Here is a 13,271-nt window from a genome sequence, read left to right as displayed (position 1 = left end):
CAGCGCACTGACTTATCTGGCGGAAGGACAGGCCGACTTCAAAACGCAGCCTTAAAATTTCATGGATTTTACGCATTGCGATTCTCTTGTTTGGCATATATCACTCCCTGGAATGAAAGGGATAGATATAGCATCAAAAATCAATGCGTTAAGAATGGTTCTGGCGATGTGAACGGCAATTCCGGTCGTGTGAACACCGATTCTGGCAAAATGAACAGGGATTCTGGGCATGGTGCAAAATCGGGGTATTTTCCGCCGGAATACGCGTTCACGTAAAACCAGAAACTGCGTTCACGTTCCGCCAGAATTGGTGTTCACGTTGGGCCAGAATATGCAATGAGCTAATCTGGTGTTGAACAACCCCGGGGAAGCTGAAGAAAATGCGGGAGAATGTGAAACAATTTATCCTGCCGGAAAAGAGAAAACGGCCCAAAAAGAGGACCGTTCGAATCTCAAAAACCCAGTACACCGTTCACTCAAAACATCTTAAGTGAACGGTGTTACGCCGAAGCGGTTTTTTTATTAGGCGTAACGATTACTCGTTATCTGAACCACCCAGACCTGCGTTCAGCAGTTCTGCCAGGCTCGCAGTCGCATCTTCCGCAGTGACCTGCGGTGCTGCCGGCAGTTCGCCAGCGGCGCGACGGCGCATACGATCCTGGTGGTACGCATAACCGGTACCGGCCGGGATCAGACGACCCACGATGACGTTCTCTTTCAGACCGCGCAGTTCGTCGCGTTTGCCCGCAACGGCTGCTTCGGTAAGCACACGAGTCGTCTCCTGGAACGATGCCGCGGAGATGAAGGACTCGGTTGCCAGAGACGCTTTGGTGATACCCAGCAGATCACGTGCATAAGTTGCACTGATTTTGCCGTTCGCTTCCAGATCGCGGTTGGCGATCTTAACGCGAGAGTATTCAACCTGCTCACCTTCCAGGAAGTCGGAGCTTCCTGCGTTAACGATGGTGGCTTTACGCAGCATCTGACGAACGATAACTTCGATGTGCTTATCGTTGATCTTAACGCCCTGAAGACGATAAACGTCCTGCACTTCGTTCACGATATAACGGGTTACCGCGTGAACGCCACGCAGACGCAGAATGTCGTGCGGCGCTTCCGGACCGTCGGAAACCACGTCACCACGTTCTACGCGTTCACCTTCAAACACGTTGAGCTGACGCCATTTCGGAATCATCTCTTCGTACGGATCGCTACCGTCAACCGGCGTGATCACCAGACGGCGTTTACCTTTGGTTTCTTTACCGAAGGAAATGATACCGCTGATTTCAGCCAGAATTGCCGGTTCTTTCGGACGACGTGCTTCGAACAGATCCGCAACGCGCGGCAGACCACCGGTGATGTCCTTGGTACCGCCGGATTCCTGAGGAATACGCGCCAGGGTATCACCAGAGCTGATTTGTACGCCATCTTCCAACTGTACAATCGCTTTACCTGGCAGGAAGTACTGCGCAGGCATATCGGTACCAGGGATCAGAACGTCGTTACCCTGAGCATCAACGATTTTCAGTGCAGGACGCAGATCTTTACCACCGGCAGTACGTTCAGCGGAATCCAGAACCACCAGAGAAGACAGACCTGTCAGCTCGTCGGTCTGACGAGTAATGGTCTGGCCGTCGATCATGTCAGTGAAGCGGATGAAACCACTAACTTCGGTGATAACCGGCATGGTGTGTGGATCCCAGTTTGCAACGGTTTCACCGCCAGCAACCTGTTCGCCATCACCCTTCGCCATGACCGCACCGTAAGGCACTTTATAGCTCTCTTTGGTACGACCGAATTCGTCGATCAGCTTCAGCTCGGTGTTACGAGAGGTCACAACCAGCTTGCCTGCGGAGTTAACAACAGACTTCGCGTTGCTTAGCTTGATGCTACCTTTGTTTTTCACCTGGATGCTGGATTCAGCAGCCGCACGAGATGCCGCACCACCGATGTGGAATGTACGCATCGTCAGCTGTGTACCCGGCTCACCGATGGACTGTGCCGCGATAACGCCGATTGCTTCACCTTTGTTGATGATGTGGCCACGCGCCAGGTCACGACCGTAGCAGTGCGCACATACACCGAAGTCGGTGTCACAAGATACAACGGAACGTACTTTCACTGAGTCAACAGAGTTCGCTTCCAGCAGGTCACACCACTGTTCGTGCAGCAACGTGTTGCGTGGAACCAGAATGTCTGCAGTACCCGGCTTCAGAATATCTTCCGCAGTTACACGACCCAGTACGCGATCACGCAGTGGCTCTTTAACATCACCACCTTCGATAACCGGAGTCATGGTGATACCTTCGAGGGTGCCACAATCGTCTTCGGTCACAACCAGATCCTGCGCAACGTCAACCAGACGACGCGTCAGATAACCGGAGTTCGCTGTTTTCAGTGCGGTATCCGCCAGACCTTTACGCGCACCGTGCGTGGAGATGAAGTACTGGAGTACGTTCAGACCTTCACGGAAGTTCGCGGTGATCGGCGTTTCGATGATGGAGCCATCTGGCTTCGCCATCAGACCACGCATACCAGCAAGCTGACGAATCTGTGCTGCAGAACCACGCGCACCGGAGTCGGCCATCATGTAGATGCTGTTGAAGGAAACCTGCTGCTCTTCGACGCCGTCACGGTTAATCACGGTTTCAGTTTGCAGGTTGTCCATCATCGCTTTGGATACACGATCGTTCGCCGCAGCCCAGATATCGATAACTTTGTTGTAGCGTTCGCCAGCGGTTACCAGACCAGACTGGAACTGTTCCTGGATCTCAGCAACTTCGGCTTCTGCTTCAGAGATGATCTCGTGTTTCTTCTCTGGGATGACCATGTCATCAATACCAACAGATGCACCTGAACGCGCTGCATAAGCAAAGCCGGTGTACATCGTCTGGTCAGCGAAGATAACGGTCGGCTTCAGACCCAGAATGCGGTAACAGGTGTTCAGCATTTTGGAGATCGCTTTCTTGCCCAGCGCCTGGTTGACGATGGAGAAAGGCAGACCTTTCGGTACGATCATCCACAGAATGGCACGGCCAACGGTCGTGTCTTTCAGGCTGGTAATCGCCACGAATTCGCCGTTTGCATCTTTTTCGTATTCGGTGATACGCACTTTAACGCGCGCATGCAGAGAGGCCAGGCCAGCGCGGTAAATACGCTCAGCTTCTTTCGGGCCAGTCAGCACCATGCCTTCGCCTTTGGCGTTAACACAGTCACGGGTCATGTAGTACAGACCCAGTACAACGTCCTGAGAAGGAACGATGATCGGCTCACCGTTCGCTGGAGACAGGATGTTGTTGGTAGACATCATCAGCGCACGCGCTTCCAACTGGGCTTCCAGCGTCAGCGGTACGTGAACAGCCATCTGGTCACCATCGAAGTCGGCGTTATATGCCGCACAAACCAGCGGGTGCAGCTGGATAGCTTTACCTTCGATCAGTACCGGTTCAAACGCCTGGATACCCAGACGGTGCAGGGTTGGTGCACGGTTCAGCAGTACCGGGTGTTCGCGGATAACTTCGTCCAGGATATCCCAAACGACAGCTTCTTCACGCTCAACCATTTTCTTCGCGGCTTTGATGGTGGTGGCGAGGCCACGCAGTTCCAGCTTGCCGTAGATGAACGGTTTGAACAGCTCCAGTGCCATTTTCTTCGGCAGACCGCACTGATGCAGACGCAGGTATGGACCTACGGTGATTACAGAACGACCAGAGTAGTCAACACGTTTACCGAGCAGGTTCTGACGGAAACGGCCCTGTTTACCTTTGATCATATCGGCCAAAGATTTCAGCGGACGTTTGTTGGAACCGGTGATCGCACGACCGCGACGGCCGTTATCCAGCAGGGCGTCAACCGCTTCCTGCAGCATACGTTTTTCGTTGCGTACGATGATGTCCGGCGCCGCCAGATCCAGCAGACGTTTCAGACGGTTGTTACGGTTGATCACGCGACGGTACAGATCGTTCAGATCCGACGTAGCGAAACGACCACCATCCAGCGGAACCAGCGGACGCAGATCCGGCGGCAGCACTGGCAGAACGGTCAGAATCATCCATTCCGGTTTGTTACCAGACTGTACGAAGGCTTCCAGCAGCTTGATACGTTTAGTCAGCTTCTTACGTTTGGTTTCGGAGTTAGTTTCGTTCAGCTCTTCGCGCAGTTGTTCGCACTCTTGCTCCAGATCCATGCTTTTCAGCAGAGCCTGGATAGCTTCGGCACCCATTTTTGCGTCGAATTCGTCACCGAACTCTTCCAGCGCGTCCAGATACTGTTCTTCGGTCAGGATCTGGTTACGTTCCAGATTGGTCATACCGCCTTCGATAACCACATAAGATTCGAAGTACAGAACACGTTCGATATCGCGCAGCGGCATATCCAGCAGCAGGCCGATACGGGACGGCAGGGATTTCAGGAACCAGATGTGCGCGGTTGGTGACGCCAGCTCGATGTGGCCCATACGCTCACGGCGCACTTTAGTCTGGGTCACTTCAACGCCGCACTTCTCACAGATCACACCACGATGTTTCAGGCGCTTGTACTTACCGCACAGGCACTCGTAGTCTTTTACTGGCCCAAAGATACGGGCGCAGAAAAGACCGTCACGCTCAGGCTTGAACGTACGGTAGTTAATGGTTTCCGGCTTTTTCACTTCACCGAAAGACCAGGAACGGATCATGTCTGGCGAAGCCAGAGCAATTTTGATCGCATCAAACTCTTCGGTTTTAGTTTGCGCTTTCAGAAACTTTAATAAGTCTTTCACGGATTGGCTCCCGTCGGAGTTAGCACATTCCGCTACCGGGTATTACCCCGGCAGCGGTGACCTGTTTGAGCGAGAATTACTCGTCTTCCAGTTCGATGTTGATACCCAGAGAACGGATCTCTTTCAACAATACGTTGAAGGATTCCGGCATACCTGGTTCCATCTGATGGTTGCCGTCCACGATGTTTTTATACATCTTGGTACGACCATTGACGTCATCAGACTTAACGGTAAGCATTTCTTGCAGGGTGTAAGCGGCACCATAAGCTTCCAGTGCCCATACTTCCATCTCACCGAAGCGCTGACCACCGAACTGTGCCTTACCACCCAGCGGCTGCTGAGTAACCAGGCTATAAGAACCGGTGGAACGCGCATGCATCTTGTCATCAACCAGGTGGTTCAGTTTCAGCATGTACATGTAGCCGACGGTAACCTGGCGCTCGAATTGCTCACCGGTACGACCGTCGAACAGCGTGATCTGACCGGAAGTCGGCAGGCCACCCAGCTGTAACAGTTCCTTGATTTCGGACTCTTTCGCACCGTCGAATACCGGCGTTGCGATCGGCATGCCTTTGCGCAGGTTTTCAGCCAGACGCAGAACTTCTTCATCACTGAAGGTATTCAGGTCAACTTTCTGACGAACGTCAGCGCCCAGATCGTATGCACGCTGGATGAATTCGCGCAGTTTCGCGACTTCCTGCTGCTGTTTCAGCATGGCGTTAATCTTGTCGCCGATACCTTTCGCAGCCATCCCCAGGTGGGTTTCAAGGATCTGACCGATGTTCATACGAGACGGTACGCCCAGCGGGTTCAGTACGATATCTACCGGCGTGCCGTTTTCATCGTAAGGCATATCTTCGATCGGGTTGATCTTAGAAATAACACCTTTGTTACCGTGACGACCTGCCATTTTATCACCAGGCTGGATCTGACGTTTAACAGCCAGATAAACCTTAACAATCTTCAGCACGCCCGGTGCCAGATCGTCGCCCTGAGTGATTTTACGGCGTTTCGCTTCGAGTTTTTTCTCGAACTCGTGTTTCAGTTCGTCGTACTGCTCAGCCAGTTGCTCCAGCTGATTTTGTTTCGCTTCGTCGGTCAGGCCGAGTTCCAGCCAGCGGTCGCGTGGCAGTTTGTCGAGCTTCTCAGCTTCAACGCCGCCGGAAACCAGCACGGTATGGATACGGCTAAACAGGCCAGCTTCGAGGATCTGCAGTTCTTCAGACAGATCTTTCTTCGCCTGCTTCAGCTGCATCTCTTCGATTTCCAGCGCACGTTTGTCTTTTTCCACGCCATCGCGGGTAAAGACCTGAACGTCGATAACAGTACCGGAAACACCGTTCGGCACACGCAGAGAAGAGTCTTTAACATCAGACGCTTTTTCGCCGAAGATCGCGCGCAGCAGTTTCTCTTCTGGCGTCAGCTGAGTTTCGCCTTTTGGCGTTACTTTACCGACCAGAATGTCGCCACCGGTCACTTCCGCACCGATGTAAACGATACCGGATTCATCCAGTTTGGAGAGCGCTGCTTCACCCACGTTCGGGATGTCGGCAGTGATCTCTTCCGGCCCCAGCTTGGTGTCACGGGACACACACGCCAGTTCCTGAATGTGGATCGTTGTAAAGCGATCTTCCTGAACAACGCGTTCGGAGACAAGGATGGAGTCTTCGAAGTTGTAACCGTTCCACGGCATGAACGCTACGCGCATGTTCTGGCCGAGTGCCAGTTCACCAAGGTCGGTGGACGGGCCGTCTGCCAGCACGTCGCCGCGCTCAATTGGTTCACCCAGGTAAACACACGGCATCTGGTTGATGCAGGTGTTCTGGTTAGAACGGGTATATTTGGTCAGGTTATAGATGTCGATACCTGCTTCACCCGGGTACATCTCGTCTTCGTTAACTTTGATAACGATACGGGAAGCATCCACGTACTGAACGGTACCGCCACGTTTCGCCACTGCGGTTACACCGGAGTCGACAGCAACAGCACGTTCCATACCGGTACCAACCAGCGGCTTATCAGCACGCAGAGTCGGAACCGCCTGACGTTGCATGTTCGCACCCATCAATGCACGGTTGGCGTCATCGTGTTCCAGGAATGGAATCAGGGATGCACCGACGGAAACCACCTGCTGGGTGGAAACGTCCATATAGTCAACCTGGTCTGCGCTGAAGAGGCTGGATTCGCCTTTGCTGCGGCAGGTCACCAGATCGTCTACAAAACGACCTTCTTCCGTCAGGTTGGTGTTCGCCTGAGCGATGACATAGTTACCTTCTTCAATTGCAGAAAGGTAATGGATCTCGTCGGTTACCACGCCGTCAGTGACTTTACGGTACGGCGTTTCGAGGAAGCCATATTCGTTAGTCTGTGCATACACGGACAGGGAGTTGATCAGACCGATGTTCGGACCTTCAGGCGTTTCGATAGGACATACGCGACCGTAATGGGTCGGGTGAACGTCTCGAACTTCGAAGCCTGCACGCTCACGGGTCAGACCGCCTGGGCCAAGTGCAGAGATACGACGTTTATGCGTAATCTCGGACAGCGGGTTGTTCTGGTCCATAAACTGCGACAGCTGGCTGGAACCGAAGAACTCTTTCACGGCTGCGGAGATCGGCTTGGCGTTGATCATATCCTGCGGCATCAGGGTATCCAGATCGCCCAGAGACAGACGCTCTTTCACCGCACGCTCGACACGCACCAGGCCAACGCGGAACTGGTTTTCCGCCATTTCGCCAACAGAACGGATACGACGGTTGCCGAGGTGGTCAATATCATCCACTTCACCAATACCGTTACGGATACCGATGAGCTTTTTCATCACTTCGATGATGTCTTCTTTGCTCAGGATACCGGAACCTTCGATGGTGTCGCGCAGCAGAGAACGGTTGAACTTCATACGACCAACCGCAGACAAATCGTAGCGGTCTTCAGAGAAGAACAGGTTCTCGAACAGGCTTTCAGCCGCTTCACGAGTCGGCGGTTCACCTGGACGCATCATACGGTAGATCTCTACCAGCGCGCTCAGTCGATCGTTGGTCGGGTCGACGCGTACAGTCTCAGAGATGTACGGACCGTGGTCCAGATCGTTGGTGAACAGCGTTTCGATACGTTTGTGGCCCGCCTGGCTCAGCTTCGCCAGCAGATCGAGCGACAGTTCCATGTTCGCCGGGCAAATCAGTTCGCCAGTGGATTCGTCGATATAGTCTTTAGACGCCACTTTACCCGCGATGTACTCAACCGGAACTTCGATATGTTGAATCTCGTCTTTTTCCAGTTGACGGATATGGCGCGCGGTAATACGGCGGCCTTTCTCAACATACATTTTGCCGTTCGCTTCGATGTCGAAGGAAGCGGTTTCGCCACGCAGACGTTCCGGCACCAGTTCCATTTGCAGCTTGTTGTCGCGGATCTCAAAGACCACTTTTTCAAAGAACAGGTCAAGGATCTGCTCAGTGGTGTAGTTCAGCGCGCGCAGGATAATGGTAGCTGGCAGCTTACGACGACGGTCGATACGAACGAACAGGTTGTCTTTCGGATCGAATTCAAAGTCCAGCCAGGACCCACGGTAAGGAATAATACGTGCGTTATAAAGCACCTTACCAGATGAGTGAGTTTTACCCTTATCGCTGTCAAAGAAGACGCCCGGGCTACGGTGGAGCTGAGAAACGATAACACGCTCAGTACCGTTGATAACAAAGGTACCGTTGTCGGTCATGAGCGGAATTTCGCCCATGTAGACTTCTTGTTCTTTAATGTCTTTGACAGTGCCTTCCGGCGCTTCGCGCTCGTAGATCACCAGACGCAGTTTTACGCGCAGTGGCGCGGAATACGTTACGCCACGGATCTGGCACTCTTTAACGTCAAAAACAGGTTCGCCAAGACGGTAGCTGACGTATTGCAGTTCCGAATGGCCGCTGTAGCTCTTAATCGGGAACACGGAGCGGAATGCCGCTTCCAGACCGTATTGCCCTTCAGGATCTTGCTCGATAAACTTCTGGAACGAGTCAAGCTGGATAGAAAGGAGATATGGAACATCCAGAACTTGTGGACGTTTACCAAAATCCTTACGAATACGTTTTTTCTCGGTATAGGAGTAAACCATAGGGTTCCTCAGCTCGCTGACAAGTCGACCCACTCTGCCCGTCGAAAGGACAGTTTATGCAGCACTATTTTTTTGACCGGAAAGTGGAGCACTTCCCGCAATGCTTGTTGCTATCACGCTTAAATCATTTCATTGCGATTTACACAGAAGCGAGCTCCTGTCGCAGTATATTAAGTCGTCGATAGAAACAAGCATTGTAAAGGCTACTGGTAGTCAAACAGTGTGAAACGCTACCGGTACCTTCTACAGCGCAAAAAGGCTGGTGACCAAAAAGTCACCAGCCATCAGCCTGATTACTCAGGCTGCAACCGGAAGGGTTGGCTTATTTAACTTCAACTTCAGCGCCAGCTTCTTCCAGAGATTTTTTCAGAGCTTCAGCGTCATCTTTGCTCACGCCTTCTTTCAGAGCGGCCGGAGCAGATTCTACCAGGTCTTTAGCTTCTTTCAGACCCAGGCCAGTTGCGCCACGTACTGCTTTGATAACAGCAACTTTGTTAGCGCCAGCGGCTTTCAGAATAACGTCGAATTCAGTTTTCTCTTCAGCAGCTTCAGCAGCCGGGCCAGCAGCAACAGCTACAGCAGCAGCAGCGGAAACACCGAATTTTTCTTCCATTGCAGAAATCAGTTCTACAACGTCCATTACGGACATAGCGGCAACTGCTTCAATGATTTGATCTTTAGTGATAGACATTTAAATTGTTCCTGAATATCAGAATAAGTTTATACGTAAGCAAATGCTTTATAAAGAAAACTGCGATTAAGCAGCTTCTTTCGCATCGCGTACAGCAGCCAGAGTACGAACCAGTTTGCCAGCAGAGGCTTCTTTCATGGTTGCCATCAGGCGTGCAATTGCTTCTTCGTAGGTCGGCAGGGTTGCCAGGCGATCGATCTGGGACGCCGGGATCAACTCACCTTCAAAGGCAGCGGCTTTGACCTCAAATTTTGCATTCGCTTTCGCGAACTCTTTGAACAGACGAGCAGCAGCGCCCGGGTGTTCCATAGAGTATGCAATCAGGGTCGGACCAACAAACGCGTCTTTCAGGCACTCAAAAGAGGTACCTTCAACAGCACGGCGCAGCAGGGTGTTACGAACAACACGCATGTAAACGCCAGCTTCGCGACCTGCTTTACGCAGTTCGGTCATTTTATCTACGGTCACGCCACGGGAATCCGCAACAACCGCAGACAGCGCGCCTTTGGCTACTTCGCTGACTTCAGCAACAATCGCTTGTTTGTCTTGAAGATTTAAAGCCATTAGCTTTGCTCCTGGATGTTTGCCAGGGCTCATGCCCTGGAACTCACTTCACTCTTCTCAAAGAAAAGAGCGTCTTAATACGGTGAGCAGAAACAAGCCAAAGAGTACTTTAAAAATAATCTTTAGGTTCTGTCACCGTCTACGCAGGGAATTAAGCTTCTTACGAAACACCTGCGGTCTTCGACGGAGGCCTGGATAGGCCAGGCTCCAACGAACAAATCTTTTCTTGCTAGCTTACGCTAACAAATCGTGGGGGTAAGATTGTAGACAAATTCACCACCCACGTAAAGGCGAATCTTAGTTCGCCACTGCGCTCAGACCAGCCTGGTCTACCGCAACACCAGCACCCATGGTAGTGGAGATGCTAATTTTCTTGATGTACACGCCTTTCGCCTGAGACGGTTTTGCTTTTTTCAGCGCAACCAGCAGGGCTTCCAGGTTTTCTTTCAGTTTATCAGCGTCAAAGTTCACTTTACCGATGGTGGTATGGATGATGCCGTTTTTGTCGTTACGGTAACGAATCTGGCCAGCTTTAGCGTTTTTAACTGCTTCAGCAACGTTCGGAGTTACAGTACCAACTTTCGGGTTCGGCATCAGGCCACGCGGACCCAGAACCTGGCCCAACTGGCCAACAACGCGCATTGCATCCGGAGAAGCAATAACAACGTCAAAGTTCATTTCGCCTTTTTTGATCTGGTCAGCCAGATCTTCCATACCTACCAGCTCTGCGCCAGCCGCTTTAGCAGCTTCAGCGTTCGGGCCCTGGGTAAATACGGCAACGCGAACTGAACGGCCAGTACCGTGCGGCAGTACAGTTGCACCACGTACGTTCTGGTCAGATTTACGCGCGTCGATACCGAGATTAACGGCAACGTCTACGCTTTCTACGAATTTAGCAGTGGCCAGCTCTTTCAGCAGAGCAATGGCTTCGTTGATGTCGTACTGTTTGGTCGCATCAACTTTGTCACGGATCACGCGCATGCGCTTGGTCAGTTTAGCCATTTCTTAATCCTCCACTACCAGGCCCATGGAACGCGCAGTACCTTCGATTGAGCGAGTCATCGCTTCAATGTCAGCACCGGTCATGTCCGCGGCTTTAGTCTGAGCAATTTCCTGCAGCTGAGCGCGGGAGATTGTGCCCACTTTGTCTTTGTTCGGCTTGCCGGAACCAGACTTGATACCAGCCGCTTTCTTCAGCAGAACTGCTGCCGGAGGCGTTTTGGTAACGAAAGTGAAGGAACGGTCAGCGTAAACGGTAATAACTACCGGAATTGGCAGACCTTTTTCCAGGGATTCTGTTTTGGCGTTGAACGCTTTACAGAATTCCATGATGTTAACACCCTGCTGACCCAGAGCCGGACCGACTGGCGGGCTCGGGTTTGCCATGCCAGCTGAAACCTGCAGCTTGACGTAGGCCTGGACTTTCTTAGCCATTGAAATTTCCTCGTTTGGGTATAGCGCCTCGAAAGGCTTCCCGTGTTAAATATGTTTCACGCGCATATCGCCCGTAAAAACGAAAGGCGCGAAATTGTATGTCAATTTCGCGCCTCGTGCAACGTTTGATAGCCGAAGAATTAAGCTTTTTCTACCTGGCTGAAATCCAGCTCTACTGGGGTCGCACGACCAAAGATAGAAACGGAAACTTTCAGACGGGATTTCTCGTAGTCCACTTCTTCAACCACGCCGTTAAAGTCAGCGAACGGACCGTCGCTAACGCGGACCATTTCGCCCGGTTCAAACAGCGTTTTCGGACGCGGCTTATCACCCACCTGCTGAAGGCGGTTCATAATCGCATCGACTTCTTTATCGCTAATCGGTGCGGGACGATCGGACGTACCACCGATGAAGCCCATAACGCGCGGAACGCTGCGTACCAGGTGCCAGCTGGCATCATTCATTACCATCTGGACAAGCACGTAGCCCGGGAAGAATTTACGTTCACTTTTGCGACGTTGGCCGCCACGGATTTCAACCACTTCTTCGGTTGGAACCATAACTTCGCCAAACAACTCTTCCATGTTGTGTAATTTGATATGCTCACGCAGCGATGTTGCTACGCGGCCTTCAAAACCGGAAAACGCCTGAACGACGTACCAGCGCTTTTTAGGAGCTTCAGACATCTCAGAACCTCAGGCCAGTGATAAAGGAAACCAGGCGAACCAGAATACCATCTAGTCCCCACAGGATCAGTGACATGACTGCGGTTACCGCAGCCACGATCAATGTGGTGTGCAACGTTTCCTGACGAGTAGGCCAAATCACTTTACGTACTTCGGTTCTCGCTTCACGGGCAAAGGCAACAGCCGCTTTACCCTTCGTCGTCAACAGCGCGACACCACCTGCTGCAGCAATCAAAATAACAACTGCCAGCGCGCGGAGTGGCAGCATCATGTCACGATAAAGATAGTTGCCAACGATAGCCACGAGCAGCAGTACTGCAACAACAACCCACTTCATCGCTTCCAGGCCGCGCCCGCTCCCTTGAGCTTCGGTATTCGCACTCATAAACCAACCTGTCACAAGAATTCAGACAAACATTTTTGCCCCGCATTAGCGAGGCAACCAAACCGAAATGCTCTGGCGAGATTCGGACTAACGCCCTCAACAGAGCCTGTCTCAGCAATGATTATGACAAAAAAAATCACTGATGAGCCAGGTTCTGGTTCGAAAGCGTACAAAAAGGGCATCAAATGATGCCCTTTTCTTGCGCATTGCGTCAAATGTTATCAGCGATTAGCTGAGAACTTTTGCTACAACGCCCGCGCCAACGGTACGGCCGCCTTCACGGATTGCGAAACGCAGACCATCGTCCATCGCAATCGGGTGAATCAGGGTAACAACCATTTTGATGTTGTCGCCCGGCATTACCATCTCTACGCCTTCCGGCAGTTCGATGGTGCCAGTCACGTCAGTTGTACGGAAGTAGAACTGCGGACGGTAGCCTTTGAAGAACGGAGTGTGACGGCCGCCTTCGTCTTTGGACAGGATATAAACTTCAGATTCGAATTTGGTGTGCGGCTTGATGGAACCCGGCTTAGCCAGTACCTGACCACGTTCGATTTCTTCACGTTTGATACCACGCAGCAGAACACCTACGTTCTCACCGGCACGGCCTTCGTCCAGCAGTTTGCGGAACATTTCAACGCCAGTAC

9 protein-coding genes and 1 pseudogene are annotated in these 13,271 nt (G+C 52.1%); 1 reads left to right on the top strand and 9 read right to left on the bottom strand.

Going from position 1 to position 13,271, the window contains the following annotated elements; genetic code table 11:
- Positions 1-356: 356 nt before the first annotated feature.
- A pseudogene (locus GA0061070_RS24980) lies at positions 357-494 on the top strand (IS4 family transposase); the annotation flags it as partial.
- Between the two features lie 41 nt (positions 495-535).
- Here GA0061070_RS24980 and rpoC read toward each other — a convergent pair.
- The 9 genes from rpoC to GA0061070_RS23155 form a co-directional block, all read right to left on the bottom strand.
- Entirely contained in the window at positions 536-4,759 is a 4,224-nt protein-coding gene (gene rpoC, locus GA0061070_RS23205) for a DNA-directed RNA polymerase subunit beta' (RefSeq protein WP_090138788.1), read from the bottom strand.
- A gap of 76 nt (positions 4,760-4,835) precedes the next feature.
- Positions 4,836-8,864, bottom strand: coding sequence for a DNA-directed RNA polymerase subunit beta (gene rpoB, locus GA0061070_RS23200; RefSeq protein ID WP_090138786.1), 4,029 nt, complete (start codon positions 8,862-8,864; stop codon positions 4,836-4,838).
- A 322-nt stretch (positions 8,865-9,186) separates the two neighbouring features.
- The gene (gene rplL, locus GA0061070_RS23195; protein WP_035890291.1) at positions 9,187-9,555 is read right to left on the bottom strand and encodes a 50S ribosomal protein L7/L12; all 369 of its coding nucleotides are present in this window, start codon (positions 9,553-9,555) and stop codon (positions 9,187-9,189) included.
- Between the two features lie 66 nt (positions 9,556-9,621).
- A complete protein-coding gene (gene rplJ, locus GA0061070_RS23190) occupies positions 9,622-10,119 on the bottom strand; it encodes a 50S ribosomal protein L10 (protein WP_035890288.1) in 498 nt (165 codons plus the stop codon).
- A 297-nt stretch (positions 10,120-10,416) separates the two neighbouring features.
- Positions 10,417-11,121 carry a 50S ribosomal protein L1 gene (gene rplA / locus GA0061070_RS23180; RefSeq protein WP_074922721.1) on the bottom strand — a complete coding sequence of 235 codons (705 nt, stop codon included), beginning with the start codon at positions 11,119-11,121 and terminating at the stop codon, positions 10,417-10,419.
- A 3-nt stretch (positions 11,122-11,124) separates the two neighbouring features.
- On the bottom strand, positions 11,125-11,553 hold the full coding sequence (gene rplK, locus GA0061070_RS23175) for a 50S ribosomal protein L11 (RefSeq protein ID WP_090138784.1): 429 nt from the start codon (positions 11,551-11,553) through the stop codon (positions 11,125-11,127).
- 140 nt (positions 11,554-11,693) lie between these two features.
- On the bottom strand, positions 11,694-12,239 hold the full coding sequence (gene nusG, locus GA0061070_RS23170) for a transcription termination/antitermination protein NusG (protein ID WP_006816549.1): 546 nt from the start codon (positions 12,237-12,239) through the stop codon (positions 11,694-11,696).
- A gap of 1 nt (position 12,240) precedes the next feature.
- A complete protein-coding gene (gene secE / locus GA0061070_RS23165) occupies positions 12,241-12,624 on the bottom strand; it encodes a preprotein translocase subunit SecE (protein ID WP_090138782.1) in 384 nt (127 codons plus the stop codon).
- Positions 12,625-12,852: 228 nt separating this feature from the next.
- Positions 12,853-13,271 (bottom strand): EF-Tu C-terminal domain-related protein (locus GA0061070_RS23155; protein WP_090138778.1); only part of this gene is annotated, 419 nt, incomplete at its 5' end.

It is taken from the genome of Kosakonia oryziphila (assembly GCF_900094795.1).
Lineage (GTDB): Bacteria > Pseudomonadota > Gammaproteobacteria > Enterobacterales > Enterobacteriaceae > Kosakonia > Kosakonia oryziphila.
Note: the sequence above shows the minus strand (reverse complement) of the source record. Positions and strands in the feature narration are given on the sequence as shown.

Coding starts and splice junctions, on each gene's coding strand:
- rplA (WP_074922721.1), bottom strand. CDS start 11,121: ATGGCTAAACTGACCAAGCGCATGCGCGTGATCCGTGACAAAGTTGAT.
- rplK (WP_090138784.1), bottom strand. CDS start 11,553: ATGGCTAAGAAAGTCCAGGCCTACGTCAAGCTGCAGGTTTCAGCTGGC.
- rplJ (WP_035890288.1), bottom strand. CDS start 10,119: ATGGCTTTAAATCTTCAAGACAAACAAGCGATTGTTGCTGAAGTCAGC.
- secE (WP_090138782.1), bottom strand. CDS start 12,624: ATGAGTGCGAATACCGAAGCTCAAGGGAGCGGGCGCGGCCTGGAAGCG.
- nusG (WP_006816549.1), bottom strand. CDS start 12,239: ATGTCTGAAGCTCCTAAAAAGCGCTGGTACGTCGTTCAGGCGTTTTCC.
- rplL (WP_035890291.1), bottom strand. CDS start 9,555: ATGTCTATCACTAAAGATCAAATCATTGAAGCAGTTGCCGCTATGTCC.
- rpoB (WP_090138786.1), bottom strand. CDS start 8,864: ATGGTTTACTCCTATACCGAGAAAAAACGTATTCGTAAGGATTTTGGT.